Annotated in this window: 19 protein-coding genes; 17 read left to right on the top strand and 2 right to left on the bottom strand. The window is 67.5% G+C overall.

What is annotated here, in order from left to right; all coding sequences use genetic code 11:
• The 16 genes from VL973_RS06430 to VL973_RS06355 all read left to right on the top strand — a co-directional run.
• The coding region (locus tag VL973_RS06430; protein ID WP_325283202.1) for a TonB-dependent receptor at positions 1 to 2,055 on the top strand (2,055 nt) is incomplete at its 5' end.
• Positions 2,056 to 2,160: 105 nt separating this feature from the next.
• Complete coding sequence (locus VL973_RS06425) at positions 2,161 to 3,423, top strand: glycosyltransferase family 4 protein (RefSeq protein ID WP_325283201.1); 1,263 nt, start codon at positions 2,161 to 2,163, stop codon at positions 3,421 to 3,423.
• A complete protein-coding gene (locus VL973_RS06420) occupies positions 3,423 to 4,520 on the top strand; it encodes a KpsE/RkpR family capsule polysaccharide export protein (RefSeq protein ID WP_325283200.1) in 1,098 nt (365 codons plus the stop codon). Before VL973_RS06425 ends, VL973_RS06420 begins: the two co-directional genes overlap by 1 nt.
• Positions 4,517 to 5,326: an ABC transporter permease gene (locus VL973_RS06415; protein ID WP_325283199.1), complete on the top strand. Its 810-nt coding sequence runs from the start codon at positions 4,517 to 4,519 to the stop codon at positions 5,324 to 5,326. Before VL973_RS06420 ends, VL973_RS06415 begins: the two co-directional genes overlap by 4 nt.
• Entirely contained in the window at positions 5,323 to 6,717 is a 1,395-nt protein-coding gene (locus VL973_RS06410; RefSeq protein ID WP_325283198.1) for an ABC transporter ATP-binding protein, read from the top strand. The genes VL973_RS06415 and VL973_RS06410 overlap by 4 nt, the downstream gene beginning before the upstream one ends.
• Positions 6,714 to 8,006 (top strand): glycosyltransferase family 4 protein, encoded by a 1,293-nt coding sequence (locus VL973_RS06405; RefSeq protein WP_325283197.1) that lies wholly within the window; start codon positions 6,714 to 6,716, stop codon positions 8,004 to 8,006. The genes VL973_RS06410 and VL973_RS06405 overlap by 4 nt, the downstream gene beginning before the upstream one ends.
• Positions 8,006 to 9,169, top strand: a complete 1,164-nt coding sequence (locus VL973_RS06400) for a polysaccharide biosynthesis/export family protein (protein WP_325283196.1) — start codon at positions 8,006 to 8,008, stop codon at positions 9,167 to 9,169. The genes VL973_RS06405 and VL973_RS06400 overlap by 1 nt, the downstream gene beginning before the upstream one ends.
• A complete protein-coding gene (locus tag VL973_RS06395; protein WP_325283195.1) occupies positions 9,166 to 10,371 on the top strand; it encodes a glycosyltransferase family 4 protein in 1,206 nt (401 codons plus the stop codon). The genes VL973_RS06400 and VL973_RS06395 overlap by 4 nt, the downstream gene beginning before the upstream one ends.
• A gap of 18 nt (positions 10,372 to 10,389) precedes the next feature.
• Entirely contained in the window at positions 10,390 to 11,571 is a 1,182-nt protein-coding gene (locus VL973_RS06390) for a CDP-alcohol phosphatidyltransferase family protein (RefSeq protein ID WP_325283194.1), read from the top strand.
• Complete coding sequence (locus tag VL973_RS06385; RefSeq protein ID WP_325283193.1) at positions 11,564 to 12,484, top strand: CDP-alcohol phosphatidyltransferase family protein; 921 nt, start codon at positions 11,564 to 11,566, stop codon at positions 12,482 to 12,484. The genes VL973_RS06390 and VL973_RS06385 overlap by 8 nt, the downstream gene beginning before the upstream one ends.
• On the top strand, positions 12,481 to 13,572 hold the full coding sequence (locus VL973_RS06380) for an inositol-3-phosphate synthase (protein ID WP_325283192.1): 1,092 nt from the start codon (positions 12,481 to 12,483) through the stop codon (positions 13,570 to 13,572). The genes VL973_RS06385 and VL973_RS06380 overlap by 4 nt, the downstream gene beginning before the upstream one ends.
• A gap of 1 nt (position 13,573) precedes the next feature.
• Positions 13,574 to 14,269 carry an NTP transferase domain-containing protein gene (locus VL973_RS06375; RefSeq protein WP_325283191.1) on the top strand — a complete coding sequence of 232 codons (696 nt, stop codon included), beginning with the start codon at positions 13,574 to 13,576 and terminating at the stop codon, positions 14,267 to 14,269.
• A 90-nt stretch (positions 14,270 to 14,359) separates the two neighbouring features.
• Entirely contained in the window at positions 14,360 to 15,772 is a 1,413-nt protein-coding gene (locus VL973_RS06370) for a CehA/McbA family metallohydrolase domain-containing protein (RefSeq protein ID WP_325283190.1), read from the top strand.
• A gap of 68 nt (positions 15,773 to 15,840) precedes the next feature.
• Positions 15,841 to 16,338: a sigma-70 family RNA polymerase sigma factor gene (locus VL973_RS06365; RefSeq protein WP_325283189.1), complete on the top strand. Its 498-nt coding sequence runs from the start codon at positions 15,841 to 15,843 to the stop codon at positions 16,336 to 16,338.
• Between the two features lies 1 nt (position 16,339).
• Positions 16,340 to 17,254: a FecR family protein gene (locus VL973_RS06360; protein ID WP_325283188.1), complete on the top strand. Its 915-nt coding sequence runs from the start codon at positions 16,340 to 16,342 to the stop codon at positions 17,252 to 17,254.
• Between the two features lie 91 nt (positions 17,255 to 17,345).
• The gene (locus VL973_RS06355) at positions 17,346 to 20,366 is read left to right on the top strand and encodes a TonB-dependent receptor (RefSeq protein ID WP_325283187.1); all 3,021 of its coding nucleotides are present in this window, start codon (positions 17,346 to 17,348) and stop codon (positions 20,364 to 20,366) included.
• A gap of 62 nt (positions 20,367 to 20,428) precedes the next feature.
• On the opposite strand, the gene VL973_RS06350 is transcribed toward VL973_RS06355, so the two are convergent.
• Complete coding sequence (locus tag VL973_RS06350; protein ID WP_325283186.1) at positions 20,429 to 23,458, bottom strand: TonB-dependent receptor; 3,030 nt, start codon at positions 23,456 to 23,458, stop codon at positions 20,429 to 20,431.
• Positions 23,459 to 23,686: 228 nt separating this feature from the next.
• The gene (locus VL973_RS06345) at positions 23,687 to 24,436 is read right to left on the bottom strand and encodes a FadR/GntR family transcriptional regulator (protein ID WP_325283185.1); all 750 of its coding nucleotides are present in this window, start codon (positions 24,434 to 24,436) and stop codon (positions 23,687 to 23,689) included.
• Between the two features lie 230 nt (positions 24,437 to 24,666).
• On the opposite strand from VL973_RS06345, the gene VL973_RS06340 reads away from it, so the two are divergent.
• Positions 24,667 to 26,067, top strand: a complete 1,401-nt coding sequence (locus VL973_RS06340) for a 3-keto-disaccharide hydrolase (protein WP_325283184.1) — start codon at positions 24,667 to 24,669, stop codon at positions 26,065 to 26,067.
• The last annotated feature ends 13 nt before the right edge of the window (positions 26,068 to 26,080 follow it).

Below are 26,080 nucleotides of genomic sequence, written 5' to 3'. Positions count from 1 at the left end.
CCGCCGCCGCCGCCGCCGGCCCCCGATCTCATCGTCATTGCCAGCAAGCGCGATACGACCCGCGATCACTTCGCCGGACATGTCGCCACCGTATCGGGAACCGAGCTGGAGCGCGGCGGCACGGGCGGCACCGACCGGCTGGTCCAGCGGCTGACCAGCGTCACCTCGACCTATCTCGGTGCCGGGCGGAACAAGCTGTTCATCCGCGGCATCGCCGATTCGAGCTTTACGGGGCCGACACAGGCGACGGTGGGCCAATATTATGGCGATCTGCGGCTGAGCTACAACGCGCCCGATCCCGATCTTCGCCTGGCCGACCTGGCGGCGGTCGAGGTGCTGGAAGGGCCGCAGGGAACGCTGTATGGCGCGGGTTCGCTCGGCGGACTGATCCGGCTGGTGCCCAATCCCGTCGACTTGTCCGACGCCAGCGGAACCGCGGTAGTCGGCGCGTCGGCGACGACGCATGGTCGGCCCGGCTACGACGCGCAGGCAGTGCTCAACCTGCCCGTCGTCTCGGACCGGATCGGGGCGCGCCTGGTCGCCGGCAGCACGGTGGAGGGCGGCTATATCGACAAGCCGCTGCTCGACCGGGTGGACGTGAACCGGACGGTGATCGACAGCGGCCGTGCAACCCTGCATTTCGATCTCGGCGGCGACTGGAGCGCCGAGATCATCGGCATCGGCCAGCGGATTCGCGGCGACGACAGCCAATATGCCGACCGCGACGGTGAGCCGCTGACCCGCTCGGCCGCGGTGGTCGAGGGTTTCAGCGCCGACTATGGACAGGGTCAGGTGGTGGTGTCCGGCCGGCTGGGTGACGTCAAGCTGCGATCGACCAGCGGCATCACGGCGCACGACCTGCTCGAGCGTTATGACGCGACACTGCCCGGCGGACCCGACCGAGTGTTCGAACAGGCGAACCGCACGCGGATGCAGGCGAACGAGACGCGCGCCTGGCAGACGGCGCGTGACGGGTCCGGCTGGCTGGCGGGGGTCAGTTATATCCACAACCGCTCCCGCTTGCTGCGGCTGCTGGGCGCGCCCGATCAGCGGATGCCGGCGACCGGCGTGGTCAACAGCGTGACCGAATGGACCGCTTACGGCGAAGGCAGCTTTCGCCCGCTCGGTCCCGTGCTCGCGACGCTGGGGGTGCGCGCCACGCGGTCCACGCTGAACGGCCGTGCCGAGGACATTTCGTCCCGCAGCGACGCCGTCGCACTGGCGGAGGCCCAAGCAGAGCGGACGCAGACGATCGTCCTGCCGGCCGCGTCCGCGCTGATCGACGCGGCGCCCCGGCTGAAGCTGTTCGTGCGGTATCAGGAGGGCTTTCGCCCCGGCGGCCTCGCGATCGAGGGTGATGATGTCCGCCAGTTCAGGAACGACAGGGTTGCGACGATCGAGGCCGGCGCGCGCTATGCCTCGCCCCGGCTGGACTTCCGCCTGACGACGGCGCGGGCGGCATGGCGCGACATCCAGGCCGATTTCATCGACGGATCCGGCCTGCCCAGCACCGCCAATATCGGCAATGGCCGCTTGTGGACCATCGAGGCGGTGGCCGAGGTGCGGCCCGTCGACGGCCTGCGGATCGAGGGCGCCGTGGCCTATAATGACGGACGGATCGGGGAGCCGTCGACCGCGCTGATCGCGCTGGCCGCCGCGACCGGGGACGAAGCCGAACAGCAGTCGGCGCGCACCCAGGCGCTGGAAAGGCTGGCGCAGATCCCGAACATCGCGCGCATCACGACGCGGATCGGCGCGATTTACAGCGGCGATGTGGGCGGCGGCGAGCTGACGGTCGATGGCTGGGCGCGCTATATCGGATCGTCCCGCCTTGGCGTCGGCCCCGTGCTGGGCCAGCGGCAGGGCAGCTATCTGGATACGGAGGTGACGGCACGCTTCGCCGTTGCCGGGATCGGCTTTTCGGCGACGGTCAGCAATGTGTTCGACACGCGCGGCAACCGTTTCGCGCTGGGGACGCCGTTCACCACCGGGCGCGATCAGGTTACGCCGCTGCGTCCGCGAACCTTCCGGATCGGCATCGACACCCGCTTCTAGCGACCGACGCGCGGGAAAGGGGCGGACGGTCCAAGGTTTCGGCGTAAGGTCTCCGTCTGCGCCAGGATGGATAGGCAAAGTAGCAGCTTCTGGAACGCGGCGGAAATGGCGGCGCCCGTCCGTTTCCCCGGCCTTCTCCCCGTCCTTCTCGACGTCACCCGGCTGATCTCGCTGCGCTGGACCGCGCGTCCGGCGAACGGCATCGATCGTGTCTGTCTCGAATATCTCCACCATTTCCGGGACCGCGCGCGCGCGGTCGTGCAGCATCGGGGCATCATCCGGGTGCTGGACCGGGCCGCCTCCCGCCGGTTGTTCGACGATCTGGCGGACGGGCGCGCCGCCGGCGCGCGGAGCCGGATGGCCGGCCACATCGCCGGTGCGCTTGCCAGCCGTGCTCGTCCGGTGCCGGGCAGCCTTTACCTGAACGTCGGTCACACCGATTTCGACCTGCCCGTCCATGCGCGCTGGGTGGCGCGCCACGCATTGAGAGCGGTTTATTTCGTTCACGACCTGATCCCGGTGCTGCACCCGGAACACTGCCGCCCCCACGCGGTCGTGCGCCACACCGGCCGGGTCGATGCGGCATTGCGGCACGGTGCGGGGATCGTCGTAGGAAGCGCGGCGGTTGCCCGCGACCTGCACGACCATGCCGAGAGGATGGCGGTGCCCGCGCCCGCCGTGATGGTCGCGCCGCTGGCGGGCGCCAGGCTACCCGCCGCGCCTCCCGCCGGATCCACTGCGCCCTATTTCCTGTGCGTCGGCACGATCGAGAGCCGCAAGAACCACGCCCTTCTGGTGCAAGTGTGGGCGCGTCTGCGCGCCCGCCCCGGCGCGGCGCCCGCGCGGCTGGTCATCGTCGGCCGCTGGGGCAGCGGCAGCGCGTCGCTGCGTTCGGCGCTGGCGGCGTCGCGGATGGCCGGCGGCCTGATCGAGATCGTCGAGGATTGCGGGGATGAAGTGCTGGTGTCGCTGATGCTCGGCGCGCGCGCGGTGCTGATGCCGTCGCTGGCCGAGGGGTTCGGCCTGCCCATGGCGGAGGCGCTGACGCTTGGCGTGCCCGTCATCGCCAGCGACCTGCCCTGCTTTCGCGAAGTCGGTCAGGGCATTCCCTGTCTGCTCGACCCGCATGATGTCGATGCGTGGTGCGAGCGGATCGGCGCGTTCGATTGCGCGGCGGCATTGCGCCAGCGCCGGATCGATGCGTTGCGGGGATATTGCCCGCCCAGTTGGGAAGAACATTTCGAGCGGGTCGATCCGTGGCTGGCGACGCTTCCCCATGGCCGCGCCGATGCCGGCATTGGCGGCACGCGGCGCGCCATCGGTGCGCGCGGCATCAGCCGCGACCTGCGCCTTGGGACCCGGCGCTGATGTTGTCGCCTTTGCGTCGATTGTCGCCGCTGTTCATCGCGCTGGTGGTCGCACCGACCATCGCGGCGATCCTGTATTTCGGGGTGTTCGCCAGCGACGTCTTCATATCCGAGGCGCGGTTCGTGGTGCGTAGTCCGAGCCGCGCGGCGGCGACCTCGATCGGACAGGTCCTGAGCGGCGCCGGACTGAGCGGCGTTTCCGAGGAGAGCAACGCGGTCGTCGAATATCTCGAATCGCGCGCGGCGCTGCACGATGCGGACAAGGACGGGCTGCTGTCGCGCGCCTATTCGGCGACGTCCGTTTCGATCCTCGACCGTTTCGGCGGGCTGTTGGCGCCCAATCGCGAGCGCTTCTTCGACTATTATCTCGGCAAGGTCGAGGTCGAGCCGGACACGACCACACAGGTCCTGCACCTGAGCGTCAGCGCCTTCGACCCTGACCAGGCGCGCGCCATCAACGAACGGTTGCTGGAACAGTCGGAGGCGCTGGTGAACCGCCTGTCGACGCGCGCGCGCACCGATGCGCTCTCGGTCGCGGAGGATGACGCACGGGCCGCGCAGGCACGTGCGCGCGAAGCGGCGATGCGGCTCGCCGCCTACCGCAATCGCGCCGGGATCATCGATCCCGAAAAGGAGGCGGAAGCGCGGCTGCAAGGCATCTCGAAGCTGGAGGACGAGCTGGTATCCGCCCGCACCCAGCTTCAGCAGATGGAAGCGTTCACCCCGGCCGCGTCGCAAATCCCGTATCTGCGGACGCAGATCGACAGTCTGAAGCGCGAGATCGCGCGGCGGCGGTCGGGCGTGGCGGGCGGCCGCAACTCGCTCTCGGCGGCGGCGGCGCGCTATCAGGTGCTGCTGCTCGACAGCGAACTCGCCGCCAAGCATCTGGCCGCGACACTGGTTTCGCTGCAGGACGCCCATGCCGAGGCGCGGCGCAAGCGCGCCTATGTCGAACGGATCGCCGCGCCGAGCCTGCCCGACTATCCGATCCGACCCCGCCGGCTTGGCGGCATTCTGGCCGTGTTCGTGCTGGGCCTATTGGCATGGGGCATCCTGACCGTGCTGGTCGCCGGCGTGCGCGAGCATCGCGAAGGATGAGCGGGCTGCCTTCCGCGACCGGCGCCGTCAGGATGCGCGACAGCCTGGCGGTGCAGGGCCGTGTCCTGCACGCATTGCTGCTGCGCGAGATGCTGACACGCTATGGCCGCCACAATATCGGCTTTCTGTGGCTGTTCGTGGAGCCGATGCTGTTCACGCTGGGCGTCGCGGCGCTGTGGACGGCGGCGCAGGCCTATCACGGCAGCGACCTGCCGATCGTCGCGTTCGCGCTGACCGGCTATTCCAGCGTGCTGCTGTGGCGCAACATGCCGGGCCGGTGCATCGGCGCGCTGTGGAGCAACCTGTCGCTGCTCTATCACCGCAACATCCGCGTGCTCGACATCTATGTGGCGCGCGTCCTGCTGGAGTTCGGCGGCGCGACGATGTCCTTTGTCGGGCTGAGCGCGCTTTTCGTCGCGCTGGGCTGGATCGATCCGCCGCGCAACATCCTGGAGGTGGTGGGCGGCTGGCTGCTGATCGCCTGGTTCGGCGCCGCCCTGGCGATCACGCTGGGCGCGCTCAGCCATCACAGCGAGCTGGTCGACAAGCTGTGGCACCCGGCATCCTATCTGATCTTCCCCTTGTCGGGCGCGGCGTTCCTGGTCGACGCGCTGCCGGCGGCGGCGCAGGAATATGTGCTCTATATCCCGATGGTCCACGGCACCGAGATCGTGCGCGAGGGCTATTTCGGCAGCCGCATCGAGGCGCATTACGACCTGGGCTATGTCCTGCCCTTCTGCCTGGTGCTGACGTTCATCGCGCTCGGCACGACGCAGTGGGTGGCGCGGCGGGTGGTGCCCGAATGATCCGCCTGACCGATGTGTGCAAGGTGTATCGCACCCGCGCCGGCGACAATGTCGTGCTCGACCGCGTGGGCTTTCAACTGCACAGGGGCGAGCGGCTGGGCGTGCTGGGCCGCAACGGGGCTGGCAAGTCGACGATGGTGCGCCTTATCAGCGGCGCCGAACGGCCCACATCGGGCCGGGTCGAACGCGGCATGTCGGTGTCGTGGCCGCTCGCCTTTGGCGGGGCGTTCCAGCCGACCCTGTCGGGCATCGACAACATCCGCTTCATCAGTCGCATCTACGCGCAGGATTTCCAGCGCAACCTGGCCTTCGTCGCCGATTTCTCCGAGCTGGGCGCTTATCTGCGCGAGCCGGTGCGAAGCTACTCGTCGGGAATGCGCGCACGGCTGGCCTTCGCGATTTCGATGATTATCGAGTTCGACTGTTTCCTGATCGACGAAATCGGCGCGGTCGGCGACGCGCGCTTCCATGATCGCTGCAATTACGAGCTGTTCCGCAAGCGGGGCGACCGCGCGATGGTGCTGATCTCGCACGATCCGGGCTATCTGCGCGATCATTGCAACCGTTTCGCGCTGCTCCATGGCGGCCGGCTGGCGCTGTTCGACGATTTCGACCCGGCCTATGACCATTTCCGCGAGGCGATCGGGCTGGCCGCCCCCCCCGCGATCGACCGCGCCGCCGCCGCCGACCGCGCCGCGCTGATCGAGGTGGCGCAGCACCGCGCGCTGGGCGACGACCGTTTTCGGCTGCTGGTGCGCGAGGGCGACTGGCGACGCGATGCCGGCGACTGGAACGCCGCCGGGGAACGCTATGCCGCCGCGCTCGCGCTCCACCCCTGGCAGCGATCCTACTGGGTGCAGCTGGGTCATGTCGCAAAGGAAAGCGGGCATTTCGCGCGGGCGGAACTGGCCTATCGCACTGCCTGCGCCCTGGGCGAGCCGGCGGCCGACGTTGTCGAGCATCTGCGCTTCGTCGTCGCGCGCGGGGGCGGCGATGCCGCGGCCTGGCCGATCCATCCCTATCGCAAGGGGCCAGCCCATCAGCAGGTGCCCGGCCGCCCGGATGTGGAGGCGGTGGCCTGGCTGCTCTGGCACGGCGCTGTCCCGGCCGAGGAAGAGGCGGTGCACCTGTTGCGTCACCATCCGACCTGCGACGCCATGGTCGCGGCCATGATCCGGGATCACCGCTTTGCCAGCGGCTCCGGCGGCGCCGCCGATGACGGACACGCGCATGGCGACGCGATCCGCGTGCTCGCCCTTTCCCACCTCGCGTCCGACGAAGCGGATGCCGTGCTGGCGCGCATCGTGGGTGGCGAAGCGGCGTGGCCGACCGCCGCCGGGGCGGGCGCGTTCCGCGACTGGCCGGAAACCCAAAAGGCGCTGTTCGAATGAAGAACGTTCTGATCGACGGCTATAATCTGGGCCTGGAGAAAGGCACCGGGGTCGCGACCTACGCCCGCAACCTCAGCCTGGAGGTCGGGCGGCTGGGGCACCGGACGTCGGTCCTCTACGGCCTCGGCGCGCCGCCCGCCCGCGACCCGCTGCTGCGCGAGATCGCGTTTTTCGACAGCGAGACGAGCACGCGGCGCAGCCGGTTGCGCGATCTTGCCGGCATCGTGTCGCCGCTGGCGGCGCGCGCCGCCGCGGTTCCGGTCACGGGCGCGGTCGTCACGCGCCAGTTCGGCGCCCGCCTCCCCCATTATGACACGCTCTACAACGCGCCAGACCTGTTCCGCCGCGCGCATGGCCGGTTCCATGCATGGGGCCGCGTGACCCCGGTTCGCCTGCCGGCGCGCGTCGATCTGGCGCACTGGACCTATCCGCTGCCCTTGCGCGTTCCCGGCGCCGCCAATCTCTACACGCTGCACGACCTGGTGCCGCTCCGGCTGCCCTACACCACGCTGGACAACAAGCGCCGCTATCTGGCGCTGTTGCGCGAAATCGCACGGCGCGCCGATCACATCGTCACCGTTTCCGAATGCTCGCGCCGCGACATCATCGACCTGACCGGCATCGCCCCCGACCGCGTCACCAACACCTATCAGTCGGTCGCCATCCCCGCGCGCCTGATCGAGACGCCGGAGGCACAGGTCGCCCGCGAGGTCGAGGGCGCGCTGGGTGCCGGATACAGGGATTATTTCCTGTTCTGGGGTTCGATCGAGCCGAAGAAGAATATCGGCCGCATGGTCGAGGCATATCTGGCGAGCGGTATCGAGACACCGCTCGTCATCATCGGCGCGCGCGCGTGGCGGGCGGAGGGCGAGCTGCGCCTGCTCGACGCGCTTGCCCCCGGAAAGCCGGCGCGCGGCGACGTGCGGCGCGGACGGATCATTCAGGTGCCCTATGTGCCGTTCGGCCTGCTGGTCAGCCTGATCCGCGGGGCCAAGGCGGCGCTGTTTCCTTCACTCTACGAGGGGTTCGGCCTGCCCGTATTGGAAGCGATGCTGCTCGGCACGCCGGTGCTGTGCGCCGATACGTCGTCCTTGCCCGAAGTCGCCGGACAGGCCGCGCTGGCGGTGGATCCCTATGATAGCGCCGCGATCGGTGCCGGGCTGCGCGCGCTCGATGCCGATGCGGGTCTGCGCGCCGACCTTGCCCGGCGTGGGCGGGAGCAGGCGGCGCTGTTTTCGCCCGAACGTTACCGGGCGCGCCTGTCCGCGCTCTACCAGGGGTTTCTGTGATGCCATCGATGCCGCCCAGCCGCGCCGCCGCGCTGCTCGCCTTCCTGCTCGCGGGCTGTTCCAGCGTCGGCGGATCGGGTCCGTCGTCGGGCGCGATCGTCCGCGCCGGCAATCCTTCGGCTGCGGCGCAGGGCATCAGCATCGTCGCGCTGGATGAAGCGGTCGCGCGCCGCACCACCGCCTATGCGCGGTCGCGGCAGTTCGACGATGTGTTCGACGCGGTCGCACCCAGCGGCACGGTGATCGGCACCGGGGACGTGCTCGACATCGCGATCTGGGAAGCGCCGCCCGCCGTGCTGTTCGGCGCCACGGGGCCGGGCGCGGGACCGGGCGGGTCGCTGGCCCAGAATGCCGGTATTCCGCAACAGGTCGTGGGCGAGGACGGCGCCGTGACCATCCCCTTTGTCGGCAGCCTGGTGGTTCGCGGCCAGACGCCGCAGGCGGTGGGGCGCGCCATCGTCGCGCGGCTCGCGGGCCGGGCGCACAGCCCGCAGGCGATCGTCCGCCTGGCGCAGAACGACAGTCGCGCCGTGACCGTGATGGGGGAGGTGGGTGCAACCCGCCGCGTCCCGCTCACGCCGCGCGGCGAACGGCTGCTGGATGCGATTGCCGCCGCGGGCGGGTCGCGTCAGCCCGTCGTCAAGACCACGGTCCAGCTTACGCGCGGCGGGCGCACCGCGGCGATGCCGCTGGACGCCGTCGTGCGCGATCCCGCGCAGAACGTGGTGTTGCAGCCCGGCGATATCGTCACCGTCGCGTTTCAACCCTACAGCTTCGTCGCGCTCGGCGCGGTGGGACAGAATGCCGAAGTGCCGTTCGAGGGCGGCGGCATCAGCCTTGCCCAGGCGCTGGGGCGGATCGGCGGGCTGCGCGACGACCGGGCCGATGTTCGCGGCGTCTTCATCTTCCGTCTGGAACAGCCCGCCGCCCTCGACCCGGCGGTCCTCGATACCGCGCGCACGACGGCGCAAGGGCTGGTCCCGGTCGTCTACCGCCTTGACCTGGGTCAGGGCGCTTCCTTCTTCACCGCGCAGGATTTCGTCATCCGCGACCGCGATGTGGTCTATGTCTCGAATGCGCCGATCGCCGACCTGCAGAAGTTCCTGAACATCGTGTCGAGCGCGGCCTTCTCCGTCACCGGCATCAACAACGCGGTGCAATGACCGGCGCTGGCGACGCCGTGGCGACGGTCTGCATCGACTGCCGATATATCGGACCGCGACCGAGCGGGATTGCCGAGGTGGTTCGCGGGCTGGTCGACCATCTGCCGGGCCTTGCGCCGGACCTGCGCTTCCTGCTGCTGCGGCATCCGGCGCATCCCGGTTCGCTGAGCGACGCGCCGAACGTGGCGGAACAGGTGGTGGCGCACCCCGCAAACGGTCCCGCGACGATGTGGTGGCTGCCCAGGGTCGCCGACCTGACGGGCGTCGACCTGTTCCACGCAACCTTCAACACCATGCCGGCGGGCCTCGCCATGCCGTGCGTGGTGACGATCCACGACATCATGCGCCTGACCAACCCCGGCTGGTGCCGCACCGGCCTTCGCGGGGCGGTGGAGCAGGGGTTCTATGGCCATGGCCTGCGCCGCGCCATCCGGTCGGCCGATGCCATCGCCGCGATCAGCGGCGCCACCGCCAGCGCGGTCGCCGCCTTTCATCCACCGGCGGCGGCGCGCACGGCGGTGACATTGTCGGGTGTGTCCGCCCGGTTCCGGCCCGGCATTACCGAACCGGCAAGGCTGGCCGCGCTGGGGCTGACGCCCGGCCGCCCGTTCGTGCTGACGGTGGGACAGGACGCGCCCTACAAGAATCATCCCGGCGTGATGCGCGCGTTCGCGATCGCGTTCGGGGCCGATCCCCGGATCGACCTGGTGATCGTCCAGCGTCGCGGGCGGGGCAGCGGGGCGCTCGACCGCCTTGCGCGCGATCTCGGCATCGCCGGTCGGGTGCGCTTCCTGCCGGCGGTCGACACCGACGCGCTGGTGATGCTCTACCAGGCGGCGTGCGTGCTGCTGCACCCGTCCTTCGCGGAAGGCTTTGGCAACCCGGTCGCCGAAGCGATGGCGTGCGGCTGCCCCGTCGTTACCAGCGACACCTCCGCGATGCCGGAGGTTGCGGGCGGGGCGGCCCTGCTGGCGGACCCTCACGACTCGGCATCGATCGCCGACCGGTTGCTCGCGGTGATGCGCGATCCGGCACTCGCCGCCGGGATGCGCGCCGCCGGGCTGGTGCGCGTTCAGTCACTGCAATGGCGCGATTTCGCGCTTGCCAATCTGGCGATCTACCGGCGGGTGCTCGCCCGCGGGCCGGCGCGTTATTTTGGCCAAAGGTTTTCGCGCGATCATTCCGTCAACGTCAGGACGTAGCCAGCGGGAACAATCGCCTTGCCCCAGATCCTTGTCCTCTTCTCCGGCGCCGCGACGGCGGAATACCGCGTCGCGGGCATCCCCGCCGCAGCCCGTGCGGCGCACGCGCTCGCCGCGCTGGAGCACAGCGGCGACATCGATGGCTGCGCGATCATCGCCGGTCCCGACTGGACGCCCGGCGCCGAGGTCATCGCCGAATGCGCGCGGCTCGCGCCCCGGTTGCCGACGCGTTTTTCGGATAGCGACCCTGGCGATGACGTCGTGGTCGTCCGGGGCGAAAGGTTCGTGGCGGCGGTCGCCAGGCAGCCCGGCGAACCGCGGCGCGACGGCGTTCTGCCCGTCCTGTTCGACGCCCTGTCCAGGCCGGACGCGGCGCCTGTCGGCGGTGCCGCCGGTATGCGGGCGCTGCGCCGGGCGAGCAGGGACATCCTGTCGATGACCGGCAAGGCAGGCGACGGCATCGTATCGCGATACGTCAACCGGCCGATCTCGCGCGCGATCAGCGGCCTTTTGCTCAAGGTGCCGGGTCTGACGCCGTTCCATGCCAGCATCGGCACCGCCGTGCTGGGCATCGCGATGACGCTTGCGCTGATCCTCGGCAACGGTCCCGGCCTGATCGCGGGGGCGATCCTGTTCCAGGCGGCGTCGATCTTTGACGGGGTCGATGGGGAAATGGCGCGAGCGACCTGCCGGACCTCGAGGGAGGGCGCGACGCTCGACAGCGTGATCGACGCCTGCACCAATCTGGCTTTCGTGACCGGCGTTACCGCCAATGTGGGTCTGGCGGGCGACCTGTCCGGCGCGCTGGCGGGCGGGATCGCGTTGCTGGCGCTCGCATCCGGGCTGCTGCTGATCGGCACGACGGTGACGGCCGCGGGGGAGCCGGTCAACTTCGATATCGTCAAGAAGCATTTTCGCCGCAACGGCCGGCCGAACCGCATCACGGAGTGGCTGATCCACCTGACGATGCGCGACTTTTTCGCGGCGGCCAGCGCGGTCATGATCCTGGCGGGGCTGACGCATTCGCTGCTGATCCTCTTTGCGGCCGCTGCGGTTGGCTGGTTCGCCGTCACGCTCGGCGTCCTCCGGCACGCAACCCGAAGCGGACCGGCCAAGCCCCGCGTTGTTCGGGGTATCAAAATGCCGGTCGCGCAACATGCCGGCGCATCGGTGCAGGATCGCCGGCATCCCCGTGGCTGAGGACGACGCGACGATCACGATCGATCGACCGCGCGGGTTGCGGGTCGAAGCCGATGGTTCGCGCGACCGGCGGATCGAGGACCTATCCAACCTGTATCTGATCCATCCGGCGGCGCGCGCGCTGCTGCCGGTCGCGCTGCGCCTGGGCGTGTCGGCAAATGCCGTGTCACTGAGCGGCCTGGCGCTCGGCGCGATCGCCGCCGCTTGTTACGCCCGGTGGGACAGCGCATGGCTGGCGCTGCTCGGTCTGCTCTTTTCGACCGGCTGGATGGTCGCCGACGGACTCGACGGCATGATTGCGCGCGCCACGGGCACCGCGAGCGCGACCGGCCGGTTTCTCGACGGCCTGTGCGATCACGGCGTGTTCATCCTGATCTATGTCTCACTGGCGATGTCCGTGGGCACCGTTACCGGCTGGACCCTGGCAATCGTTGCTGGCGTTTTCCACGCGGCCCAGTCGAGCCTTTACGAGGGAGAGCGCGCGCGGTTCCAGCGCCGGGCGAAGGGCATTGCGCGAACCACGCCACCGGTGATCGCGGGCAATCCGCTGGTCCGCGCCTATGATCGGCTGGCGACCAGCATCGATCACATGGCGCTGCCGTTCGAACGGCGCATGGCAAGCGACGCCGACCCTGTCGCCTTTGGCCGCGCCTATGCCCGCGACGCGGTCCCCATCATGCGCTGGATGACCCTGCTCAGCGCCAACGTCCGGATCGGCGCGATTTTCATTGCCGCTCTGCTGGGCGACCCTGCGCTGTTCTGGGCGTTCGAGATCGCCATCCTTTCCGCCGTCGCCGCCATTGCTCTCGTTTCGCACCGCAAGGTCGAGCGGGGTTACGCGGCCCTGTCCCCCTCTCGCCCGTCCGCAAGCCTGTTCGCGGACACGACCAGCAAGGAACAAGATTACCGATGAACACCATCAGGATCGCTCTCGTCGGCGTCGGAAACTGCGCCAGCTCGCTCGTGCAGGGGCTGGAATATTACCGGGAGGGCACCAACCACACGGTCGGCCTGATGCATTACGAGGTCGGCGGATACCGGCCCTGCGACATCAGCGTTGTCGCGGCCTGGGACGTCGACGCCCGCAAGGTCGGCAAGGATGTGGCCGAGGCGATCTTCGCCAAGCCCAACTGCACCGCGATCTTCGCCGCCGATATTCCGCCCACCGGCACGGTGGTCCGCATGGGCAGCGTGATGGACGGCATCGCCGATCACATGTCCGACCATGACGATGACCGCACCTTTATCGTCGCGCACGATCCGCAGCCGAGCAAGGCCGACGTCGTCGCCGCGCTCAGGCGTTCGGGCGCGGAGGTCATGCTGAACTATCTGCCCGTCGGCAGCCAGAAGGCCACGGAATTCTATGCCGAATGCGCGCTTGAAGCCGGGGTCGCGTTCGTCAACAACATCCCCGTCTTCATCGCATCCGACCCCGCATGGGCAAAGCGGTTCGAGGACGCCGGCGTGCCGATCATCGGCGACGACATCAAGGCCCAGCTCGGCGCGACGATCGTCCACCGCGTGCTGACCGACCTGTTCGCCAAGCGCGGGGTCAAGCTGGAGCGCACCTACCAGTTGAACACCGGCGGCAACACCGACTTTCTCAACATGTCGAACCACCGCCGCTTGGCCTCCAAGAAGATCAGCAAGACCGAGGCGGTGCAGTCGGTCGCCGGCGAGCGGCTGCGCGACGAAAATGTCCATATCGGCCCGTCCGACTATGTCCCGTGGCAGAACGACAACAAGGTCTGTTTCCTGCGGATGGAGGGCGCGATCTTTGGCGGCGTGCCGATGAACCTGGAGCTTCGTCTTTCGGTCGAGGACTCGCCCAATTCCGCCGGTGTCGCGATCGACATGATCCGCTGTGCGAAAATCGCGCGCGACCGCGGCATCGCCGGCGTCATCGATCCGGCCAGTGCCTATTTCTGCAAGCATCCACGCAAGCAGATGACCGACGACCTCGCGAAGATGGCGGTCGAAGACTTCATCAAGGCGGCCTGACGTGATTCGCACGGCGGTGGTCCTTGCCGCGGGCGAGGGAAGCCGGCTGCGCGAGGCGGCCGCATCCAAGCCGCTGTGCCCGGTCGCCGGACGGCCGCTGATCGACCACGCGCTTGCCGGGCTGGCGGCGGCGGGGATGGACCGGGCAGTGGTCGTGCTCGGCTATCGCGGACAGGAAGTGGCGCGGCACATCGCCTCGCGCCCACAGCCGCTGCTTGTCGATCTCGTCTGGTCGGACCCGAGCCTGCCGAACGGGGTTTCGGTCATGATGGCCGAGCCGATGCTCGGGAACGAGGACGCCCTGCTCGCGATGTGCGACCATCTGGTCGACCCGGCGCTCTATGCCAGCGTGGCCGGGTGCGGGGCCGGTCCCGGCCTCACGCTCGGCATCGACCGACGGCTCGGTCATGATTGGGTCGACCCGCTGGACGTCACCCGCGTCGCCACCAGCGGCGATCGGATCATCGCGATCGGCAAGGGGCTGCAGGAACATGACGCTTACGATACCGGCGTATTCGTCATCAGCGAGAAACTGACCGCGATGCTGAAGACACTCGCATCGCCCTCCCTGACGGAGGGCGTCCGCCTGCTCGCGGATCGTGGCGAAGCGCGCGTGGTCGACGTCAGCGGTTTCGCCTGGATCGATGTGGATGAGGTCCGGGCGCTGACCCTGGCGGAGCGATATTGGGGACGTTGACCCGATACCCCGGTCCGACCCGCAGGCATCACATGACTGTCGCACTTGTCGAATAGCGTCCGCGCTCTTTGCCGATAGCGGGATGCCGAAATGCCCAATCATTCGATGCTGTTCCTGAAACTGTTGCCTGCCCTGCTGCCGCTCAGCGCGCTTGCGGCGCAGGAGCCGCGCTGGCTGGCGGGCGATCATCATGTCCACAGCATCTATAGCGCCAAGTTCCGCCCCGATCCCGCCGCGCCGGACAACCTGCCCGAACCGATCCTTGGCGGCGATTCGCGTCACACCACGCTTCGCAACGCGCAGATGGCGCGGCAACACGGTCTCGACTGGATGGTCACGACCGATCATGGCGGGCCGGGCCATTCGCAGATCGCCTATGATCGTGCCTGGCCCGATATCGTGGCGGCGCGGCGCGCCATGCCCGACCTGGTGCTGTTCTATGGCATGGAGTTCGACGTGCCGGGTGGCGAACATGCCAGCTTCATCCTGCCGATCGAACCCGGTGAGCGAGCGGCGTTGCGCCGGATCGAGGGCGGCTTTGGCAAGCGCGAACCCTGGCCCGCCGACCCGTCGCGCAGCACCAAGCCGCGCATGATCGAAGCCTTGCGCGCGATGGCGGCGTTGCCCGCGCCGCCGGTGCTGATCGCCAATCATCCCTCACGCACCGCAACCGGCCTTGGCGCCTGGGGCCTGCACAGCCCGGCCGAATATCGCCGGTGGCAGCAGACCGCGCCCGATGTCGTCGTCGGCATGGAGGGCGCGCCGGGGCATCAGGCGGCGCGGCCGAAGCCCGGCCTTGACACCGCGCATGGTTCGCGCGGGCTGTATGGCGGCTATCCGACAATGGGCGGCTTCGACCAGATGACCGCCGTGCTGGGCGGGGCGTGGGACGCCATGCTGGGACAGGGGCTGCGCTGGACGATTACCGCGACGTCGGATTCGCACGGTCACTGGCGTGAAGGGGGCGCCGATTTCTGGCCCGGTGAATATGCCAAGACCTGGGTATTTGCAGAGCGGAACTCGGCCAGCATCCTCGACGGATTGCGGCGGGGCCGTGTGTTCGTCGCGACCGGCGGACTGATCGAGCGGCTCGATGTCGGCGTCCGTGCCGGGGGGGGCAGCGCGGCGATGGGCGACAAGCTGGCCGTCGCGCCGGGAGCGCCGATGACGGTGACGATCCGATTTCGTCCGGCACAGGCCGCGAATGCCGATGGCGCGGTGCCGCGGGTCGATCATGTCGACCTGATCGCCGGTGAGCGAGCTGGCGCGGCGGGCGATCACAATCCGACGACGCGGGTGGTCCGGCGTTTTGCCGCGGATGAATGGCGTCGCGACGGCGCCGACTGGGTGATCGAGCATCGCATGATCGCGCCGTCGCGTCCGGCCTATCTGCGCGTGCGCGGCACCAATACCGTTCAGGCGGAACCGGCGCCCGACACGCCCGGTGAAAGCCCGTGGGCTGATCTGTGGTTTTATTCGAACCCCGTCTACCTGGGCGAATAGCGGCCACCGTCATCGCAATGCCGCCAGACTGTCACGAAAGCGTATCGCTGACTGCCTAGCCGGGCGGCATGGCTGAACAGGCGGCATCGGGAACCATGGGTCTCTTCGCGGGCTGGACGCGGTTGCGTGACCAGATTGCGCGGATGACCGGCCGCGATGATGCCGAGGACCTGTTGCACGACGCGTGGGTCGGTCTTGCCGAGCGACAGGTGGTCGCCGACCGCCCGGCGGCGATGCTGGCGCGCGCGGCGGCCAATCGCGGCATCGACGCCTATCGCCGCGAACGGCGCGTGGGACCGGCATTGCCGCTGGAGGTGGCGGGCGAAATCGTCGCCGATGCGACTCCGCTTCAGGACGAGACATTGATCGCGCGGCACCGGCTGGAGCGGTTGCGCGGCGGGGTGGCGCAATTGTCGCCACGCACGCGCGAGATTTTCTTGATGCACCGGCTTGAGGGACGTAAGTATCGGGAAATTGCCGAAGAACTCGGCATCAGTCAGAGCGCGGTCGAAAAACATGTCGCGCGGGCCATGGCCCATCTGACCGACTGGATGGAGACGTGGTGACGTGACCGCTCGCAGCGAGCCGGAAAATGCAAACCGGCAAGCGGCGGAATGGCTGGCGCGGCTCCATGCCGACGATCGCGGCCCGCGCGACGATGCCGCGTTCCGCCGCTGGCTGGCGGCGCATCCGCGCCATGCCGACGCGTTCGAGCAGGCGTCAGCCGTGTGGGAGGCGGTCGGCGGCATCGGCGTAGTCGAGGCTCCGTCGCAACCTGTGCGCCTTTCGCGTCGTGCGGTGATGGCGGGCGGCGCGGCGGCCATTGTCGCCGGCGGCGCGACCCTTGGCTGGCGAGAGGCCAATGCGGGTGTCTATCGCACCGATATCGGCGAACAGCGGCGCGTGCGGCTGGACGATGGCACGCGCGTGATGCTCGACACCGCGACGCGCATCCGGTTCCGCGCGGGCAGCGATGCGCGGTTCCTGTCGCTGACGGCGGGGCGCATCGACCTGGAGGTCGCGGCCGATCCCCGCCCCTTCGTCATCGAGGCGGGCGACCGCGCCGCCCGACTGCGACGCGGACGGGTCGATGTGCGCCATGACGATGGCCGCACCGCCTTTACCGCGATTGACGGCGCGCTGGCGATCGGGGGCGGGGCAGGGACGTTGGCGGCCGCGCATCGCATCACGCTGGCCAGCGGTTTCCCGGACCGCATCGACCGGCCCGAACTCGACGACCTGACGGCCTGGCAGAGCGGGCGGCTGGCCTTTCGGGACGAAACGCTGGCGGGGGCAGCGGCGGAAATGAACCGCTATACGACCCGGCCGCTGCTGGTCGGCGACGATGCGGCGGCGGCGATGCGGCTGAGCGGCCTGTATCGTGCGGGCGATCCCGAAGCATTCGCCCGATCGGTCGCGCTGCTGCTGCCCGTCCGGGTCGAGGCCGACGACCAATCGGTGCGGATTTTCGCCGAGCGCTGATTTTTTTGCCCGCAGGGGGGTGAGGTAAATCGCCCGGTAATCGTCGGTGGACCGGGACGCCCATAACGGGCGCGGGTTGGGGAACATCATCATGACGAAGTTGAAGCGGCAGCTTTGCCGCACGGCGGCGCTTGCGCTCGTGATTTCTGCGGTCGCACCGGGCATCGCCACGGCCCAGGCAGCGGGCCGCCAGGTGCGCGTCGCGCTGGCGGCACAGCCGATGGGCCGCGCGCTGGAACAGCTCGCGCGCCAGAGCGGCAGCGACATCCTGTTCACGCCGGCGGCCGTCGCGGGTCTGGAAGCACCGGCGTTGACCGGCGCATTCGATGCCGAAACCGCGGTTCGCCGCCTGATCGTGGGCAAGCCGCTCGACGTGACGCGCGATGCGCGGGGGGCGTTGATCGTGCGCCCTCGCGCGGCGGCGGCCGGACAAACGCTTCCGGTCGCGAGCGATGAGATGGGCGAGGATGTCGTCGTCACCGCGCCCTTTTCCGCCGGTGTCGAGGCCGCGCTGGATGTGAAGCGCAAAGCCGATTCGATCTCCGACGCGATCGTCGCGGCCGATATCGGCAAGCTGCCCGCCTTCAACGTCGCCGAAGCGCTGCAACGCGTGCCCGGCGTCACCATCGTTCGCGAAGCGGGCGAGGGCCAGTTCATCAGCGTTCGCGGCCTCGGTCCCAATTTTCAGGCGGTGACGTTCGACGGTATGCCGCTGGCCTATAACGAAAATATCCGCAATTCGGGCCAGTCGGGACGCCAGTTCCGGCTTCAGGTGCTGCCCGCGACGCTGATCGACAGCATTGTCGTGACCAAATCGCCGACCGCCGATCTGGTTGAAAACGGGATCGGATCGAATGTCGACATCCGGCTGATCGACCCGCTCGACCGCGACAGCTTCATCGCCGCCACCGCCTTTGCCGGTTATGAGGAGCGCACCGACACGGTGAACCCGAACGGTTCGCTGGCGGCGGGGTGGCATAATGCCGACAAGACGCTGGGCGTGCTGGCGGGTGTTTCCTATTCAAGGCGCGAAGTGCAGTTCGATCGCCTGCGCCTTGGCTGGACGGACACCGAGGTGCCGGGGTTCGGCACGATCCGCACGCCGGGCGATGCCCAGCCTTATCTGGAGCTTGAGGACCGCGAACGCATCAGCGCGGTGGCGGGCATCCAGTGGCGGCCCACGCCCAATCTGGAGTTCGACCTCGACGGTCTGTTCTCGCAATTCAACAACGAGACGTTCGAGCGGCGGCTGACCTATTATATTCCCAGCCAGCTCGACCGGCTCGACCCCGAGACCGCGGTGGTCGAGGACGGGCGGCTGGTCGCGGGCACGATCCGCGGCGCACGCATCCGCAACTATTCCGAATATCTCGATCAGTCGCATCGCAACCTGCAACTCAATGCCACGATGAAGCTCGATCTCGACGGCTGGCAGTTCGAACCGCGCTTCAGCTATGCGCGCGCCGACAGCGATCTGACGACGCCGATCCAGCGCGTTCAATATCGCACCGCCAGCGGGCGCGGCGGCGATCTGACGTTCGATTTCAGCAATGACGTGCTGTCGGACGCCAGCGTCAATTCGCTGTTCACGACGCTGGACCTGACCGACGCTTCGCTGATGCCGTTCGAAAGCTTTGCCGTGCGGCCGATCAATTCGCGCGACGAGGACAAGACGGCGGTTCTGAACGTCACCCGCGATACCGAACTCGATCTGGGCGGCCTCAGGATCACCAAGGTGATGTATGGCGGCCAGTATTCGGATCGCTATCGCGACTATCGCCGACGTGACCGCAATGCCGCCCTGCGGGAAGGCGTGACGCAGACCCCCGATTTCCTGGGTTTTCCGGTCCCGTCCAACGCGTTCGACCAGTCGATCGGCCGGTTCCAGCCCTGGACCAATGTCGATTGGGGTCTGTTCAATCAGGCGTTCACGCTGGGCAGCGCGTTCGACGGCGTGAACCCCAGCGCCGACGACCTGACCCCCACCGCCGCCGACCTGCAAAACTCCTATCGCATCGGCGAGGAAGTGGTCGCGGGCTATGGCCGGATCGATTTCGCCACCGACGCGGGCAGCGTGCCCGTCACCGGCAATCTGGGCCTGCGCTATGTCCGCACGGCGACCGACGTGCTCGGCACCACGGTCAGCCCGGTGCGGGCCGCCGACGGCACTGTGTCCACGGAAGTGACCCCACTGGAGACGCGGGCGAACTATGCCGAATGGCTGCCCAGCGCCAATGCCAGCTTTGCGGTCGCCGACAATATCCAGCTGCGGCTGGCGGCGGCGCGGACGATGACGCGCCCGTCGCTGTCGGAGCTTCGCAACTCGATCAACACCAACAGCGTCACCGTGACGCAGATCTTCAACCAGGGCGCCGCCGCGCTGGCCGATCCCGACCTCAATCTTCAGGCATCGGCAGGCAATCCCAACCTGCGCCCCTATACGTCGTGGAATCTGGACGTATCGTTCGAATGGTATTTCGACCGGTTCGGGGCGTTTACGGCCGCCGCCTTCTATAAGGATGTCAGCGACTATATCGCGTCGGATTTCGAGACTCGGACGCTGGCATTCGCGGTCAATGACGGCTCGACCCTGCCCGTCAATGTGCTGGTGGCGACGCCCACCAATGTCGGCGACGCGACGATTTCCGGGATCGAGCTTGGCTATACCAACAAGCTGTCCTTCGGCCTCGGCGTGACCGCGACGGCGACGTTCGCCACGTCGAAACTCGAACTCGATCTTGCCAATGTCGGGGTCCAGTCGGCGGGCATTCAGGGGGTGTCGGACACCAGCTTCTCGATCACCCCGTTTTTCGAGCGCGGCCCGTTCGAGGTCAATGTCAGCTATACCTATCGCAGCGCTTACCTGACCGATGCCGGGGCGGTGGTGACATCGCTGCCCAGCGCCGACGATGTGGTCAATTTCTATCAGGACGGCTTCGGCATCCTGGATGCGGGCGCCAGCTATGACATCCTGCCCAATATGGAGGCGTTCGTTCAGGTGACGAACCTTCTCGACAGCCGCCAGGTTTCCTATGCCGGCACGCGTGCCGAGTTCAGCGAAATCCACACCTTTGGCCGCAGCGCGAATTTCGGGTTGCGCGCCAAGTTCTGATCCTTTGCCTGACATAAGGACCGGTCCCCGACTCTGATGCCGGAGACCGGTTTTCGTATCGCTCAGAACTGGAAGTTGGCCGCGAGGGCAAAGGTCCGCCCGAAATAGGATGTATAGAGCGGATCACGCCGCACGCTGTCGACATACATGCGCGTCTGTTCGTTGGTGATGTTCTGAACCTCCGCGATCAGCTTGACGTTTTCGGTCAGATTGTAGGACGCCGATGCGTCGACAAAGATCGTGTCGGCCATGCCCACCACGTCACTGTCCGCCGAACCCGACGGGATGCTGGTGAAATAGCCCGCGCGGTAGTTCAGCGTCGAGCGGATGCTGAACCGGTCATCCTCATAAAACAGCGTGCCGCTGGCGGTTTCGGGCGACAGGCCGACCAGCGGCGCCGTCGTGGTCAGCGTCGGCACGCCGTTCGCGCTTTGCAGGATATAGTCGATGTCCGAACGGACGCGCGTGAAATTGGCCAGCACGCCGAAATTGCTCAGCACGCCCGGCAGGAAGGTCAGCGGCAGTTGCAGATTGGCCTCGAACCCGCGCAGCGGCCCGCCGGGCGTGTTCTCGCTGCGGCTGATGGTGAACAGATCCTCGGGCGTCACATTGGTGTCGACCAGCAGCGAATCGGGCAGGCCCAGCTCGCTGAACGGCACCAGCGAGGTCGTGTTCTGGATATAGGTTTCGATGTCCTTGTGGAAATAGGCGACCGAGAACAATGAGCCGGGTGCGAAATACCATTCCACCGCCGCGTCGAAGGTGTTGGCGCGGATCGGGTCGAGGAACGGGTTGCTGAACGAACCCGTGCGGATCGCGGTGTTGACGTTGCCGCTGGGGATCAACTGACCATAGGACGGCCGCGACATGACGCGCGCGGCGGCGAGGCGGGCGATGATGTTGTCGGTGAGATCGATCGCCAGATTGGCCGAGGGCAGCCAGTCTTCATAAGTGCGGTCGACCGATGCGATCACGCCGATCGTCGGGAACGCCGATCCCGGCGGCCCGGCGGTCGGAATGACGCCCTGGGTGGCGAGTTCGGTATGGACATAACGCACGCCCGCATCGCCGCGCACCGACAAAGGCAGCGTGTCGCGCGTGTCGAACTTCACCATCAGATAGCCCGAGGCATATTTCTCATCCACCCGGCCAAAGCCGCGCCCGCACTCGACGCTGCAGAACTGATAATTGTCGAAGCCCACGGCATCGCGGAACCGGTCGGGGTCGATGGTGACGAAATCGGACATCTGGCCGCCCAGATTGTCGGCCACGCCCGTCGTGGTCGTCGCGAAATCGGCGATGTTGACGCCGGCGGGCAGCGTCAGCGGCAGGCCGAAGGCCGGGGTCAGGCTGCGTTCGTCGAGGCTGAAATCGCCCTCGCGATATTGTGCGCCGCCGACCACCTTGAAATCAGGCGCCGCTTCCCATTCGCCATTCACTTCGAACGTGCGGTTGATGACCACATTCTGCCGGTCGAACGACGAAATCTGACCCTGCTGGTCGCCATTGGCGAGCGGCGGCCCGTAGAGATAGATTGACGGATCGGCGATATCGACGCCGTAACCAAGTGCGGGAATGTCGGGATTGTCGCGGAAGTCGATTGAGAAATCATCGGTGTCGTTGGTGTCGATCGCGACCTGCAACTTGTTCACGTCCAGCCGCGAATCGGAAAAGCCGACCAGGCCGTAAAGCCGGAAGCTGTCCGAATAGCGGTGTTCGAAGTTCAGGTTCACCTGCCGGAAGGTCGAGGTGAAGCGTTCGTCCTGCATCTCCGACCGCAGGTCGACGCCGTCGAACAGCGCATAGATCAGCGAACCCTGGTCATCGACCTCGATATCGCGCACCGACATCATCGGCTGGCCGTTGTTCGACGCGTTGCGCCCCATCGACCGGGCGTCGATCATCGAATCGAGGCGGTTGACCTGGAACCGGGCATACAGGCCATCGATCGAGATGTCGGTGTCGTCATCGGGCTGCCATTGCAGCGTCAGCGACCCGGCGATGCGTTCCTGCGCCTGGCTGGATTTGACCGGACGCGGCAGGCGGGGGAGGAACACGCCGCCGCCGGGGCGACCCGATACCCCCTCGCGGCTCATGATATAGTCATATGCCTCCCGCGTGCTGGTGCGCGGGTTGCCGGTGCTGCAGTTGTTGGCGTCGGCGCCGACCGAATTGCCGCTGTTGGCAAAGCCGTTGGCGGGCGAGTTCACCGGACTGCCATTGAAGGTGTAGCCGATGGGCGTACAGAACGGGAACAGCACGTTGGTCGTGGTGCTCGCCCCCGGCGCGGTCGGCACGTTCTGACCCAGGCCCGCGACATAGGTCGGCAGGACGTTGACCGCCGAATAGGCATATTCGTCGATATGCCGCTTTGAATAGGCGACGGTGCCGAGAATGCCGAAGGTGTCGCCGAACTTCTTGGACACCAGCGCCGACAGGCGCGGGTCCACTTCCCTTGCGATGTCGTTGTAGATGCCGCGCGCGGTGGCGGAAAATACGAAGTCCTTGCGGTTGTCGAACGGCTTTGGCGCCTTGAGGTCGACGGTCGCGCCCAGCGACCCTTCCTCGACATCGGCCGACATCGTTTTTCGCACCGCCAGTGACGAGAAAATCTCGGTCGGGAAGGTGTTGAAGTCAAAGGAACGGCCCGAACCGCTCCCGACGCCCCCGCGAATGTCGCTGGCGCTGACCTGCGAGATGCCCTCCATGCCGTTGATGCGGACGCGGGTGAACTGCGCGCCCAGGCCACGGACCGAGATGTTGCGCCCCTCGCCGCCATCGCCGCGCGACAGGGCGACGCCGGGAATGCGCTGCATCGATTCGGCAAGGTTCGAGTCGGGGAACTTGCCGATATCCTCGGCCACGATGCTGTCGATCGCGGCGGTTTCCTCCCGCTTCTGGACCAGCGCGTCGTTCAGGGATGCGCGAAAGCCCGTGACGATGATGTCATCGGCCTGGGTTTCGGCGGCAGGGGGTGTTTCGGGCGGCGGTGGTGCGTCGGCCGTCTGGGCGGCGGCGGGCGCGGCGATCAGCAACGCCAGCACGCTGGACGACGCAAACAGGCCGCATTTGCGGTGCGATTCCATGGTCATATCCCCTCCAACAAGTCGATTCGTTCACGAGCGATCTTGCGTTCCGGCGCGATGCGCTGACGGCATCTTGAGTCCCGGATCAGATGAGGGGGGTAACACCGCCAATGCTGTCTGACAACATCGGCTAACAACTTTCGCAGCCGGCTTGACCGATGATGCGCCAGAACGACACCGGATGCCGCCGGGCCGCGATGAAGACGGCGTGAATAGCTTTGCGTAAAGCGCCGGTCAGACCGTGCGGCGTTCCAGCGCGCGGCGGCGACGGGCCGTTTCGGCGCGCGCGCGCTCAACCGCTTCGGTTTCGGTCACGTCGAGCAGATGGGTAATCAGCCGGTTCAGGTGGTCGCGCATTGCGCTGCGCGCCTCCACGGGGGAACGCCGCTCAAGCGCGCGCAGGATGCGACCATGTTCGGACAACCGGCTTTCGGTGCCCAGATGGCCCGCCTTGCGTAGAACCTCGCGCGCCAGTGGCGAGCGGAAGCGCATGTCCCAGAAATCGGTCACGGCGGCAATGATGACCGCATTGCCCGTCGCTTCGGCAATGGCGATGTGGAAGCGGCGGTCGGCGGCCTCCGCGGCGGCGGTATCCTCCTGCGCCATCTGGTCGACCAGGGCGCGAAGCTCATCGAGCTGTTCTTGGTCGATCTCCGTCGCGGCGACAGCGGCAACCTCGCCTTCCAGCAGGCGGCGCGCCTCGATGATCTCGAACGCGCCGATATCGAGTTCGGTGTCGGTCCCGCTGGCGGCGGTGGAGGCCAGCACGAACACGCCGGACCCTTTGCGCGCTTCGACCAGCCCCTGCATCTCCAGCGCGATCATCGCCTCGCGGATCGTCGGGCGGCTGACGCCGAAGCGTTCGGTCAGGTCGCGTTCGGCCGGCAGGCGCGAACCGACCGGATAGGTGCCCGCCGCGATATCGGCCATGATCGCGTCGACGATCCCGCGATATAATTTGCCGCCATGTTCGCCCGATTTCATTCCGTCCCTCGCTGATCCCGAAAGATCGCCGCCGTTTCGTCGCCCCGTCGGCTTGCCGCCTCTGACGGGGACGGTCAAGCTGGGCTGACGCCTGGCATGTCAGACAGCGCTATTGCATGTGGTCGGACCACGCCATAGGATCATCGGGCAAGGCGTTCGGTTCCTCGGCCCTCCAGGAGTCGGGATCACGGGCGGCGGCGGATACAGGAACGGTTTGGAGGGGATCGACCGTGAAGCGACGGATCGCGTTTGGCGTGCTGATGGCGGCAATGGGCCTGCCCCAGCTTCATGCACCGGCAGCGGCTCAGACGACGGCGTCGGGCTGGCGGGACATCACCCCGCGCGCCGGGCTGGCCGGGTGGCACGTGGCGGGCGGCAAGGCGCAATACCGGATCGAGAATGGCGAACTGGTCGGGCGCGCGGCGGCCGATACCCCCAATAGCTGGCTGGTCTCCGACGACCGATATGGCGATTTCATCATCGAGTTCGAGGCAAGGACCGATCCGCTGCTCAATTCGGGCGTCATGATCCGGGGTCAGAGCCGCCCCGATTACCGGAATGGCGTGGTCCATGGCTATCAGGCCGAGATCGATCCGTCGAAGCGTGGCTGGAGCGGCGGGCTGTATGACGAACAGCGCCGGCAGTGGCTGTATACGCTGGGCCGTAACGATGCGGCGCGCACGGCTTTCAAGCCCGGAGACTGGAACCGTTACCGGGTGGAGGCGATCGGCAACCGCATCCGCACGTTCGTCAACGGCGTTCCCGCCGCCGATCTGGTCGACGATACCGATGCGCGCGGCTTCATCGCGTTTCAGGTTCATTCGGTGCCCGACGAAATTGCCGCCAAACGCCCCGAAGTGCGCTTTCGCAATATCCGCCTGATGACCGACGCGCCCGCGCGCCACGCGCTGCCCGAAACCGGGCTGGAGCAGCAGGGATGGCTGGCCAACCAGTTGAGTACGGGCGAAAAGCGTGACGGCTGGTCGCTGTTGTGGGACGGCCGCACCACTGCCGGGTGGCGCAGCGCCAAGGGCGCGGCCTTTCCGGCGAAAGGCTGGCGCATCGCCGACGGGGTGCTGACGGTCGAGAAATCGGACGGTGGCGAATCGACCAATGGCGGCGACATCATCACCACGCGCGAGTTCAGCGATTTCGAGCTGTCGGTCGATTTCCGGCTGACGCCGGGCGCGAACAGCGGCATCAAATATTTTGTCGACCCGAACCTGTTGAAGGGAGAGGGGTCGGCGATCGGCCTTGAATATCAGTTGCTTGACGACAAGCTGCATCCCGATGCCAAGATGGGGCGTGACGGCAACCGCACGCTGGGGTCGTTGTATGACCTCATCACGGCGCGCAACCTGTCCGATCCTGACAGCCCCGGCAAACGCTTCAACCCGCCGGGCGAATGGAACCGCGCACTGCTGATCGTGCGGGGCAATCACGTCGAACATTGGCTGAACGGATACAAGGTCGTCGAATATGAACGCGGCTCGCCCGAGTTCCGGCGGCTGGTCGCGTCAAGCAAATACGCCAAATGGCCGCGCTTCGGCGAATGGGAATCGGGCCCGATCCTGCTGCAGGATCATGGCGACCGGGTGGATTTCCGGTCGATCAAGCTGCGCGAACGCTGATAAGGGGAGGGGA

Source organism: Sphingomonas sp. (assembly GCF_035490575.1).
Lineage (GTDB): Bacteria > Pseudomonadota > Alphaproteobacteria > Sphingomonadales > Sphingomonadaceae > Sphingomonas.
This window is presented reverse-complemented; position numbering and strand designations above follow the sequence as displayed.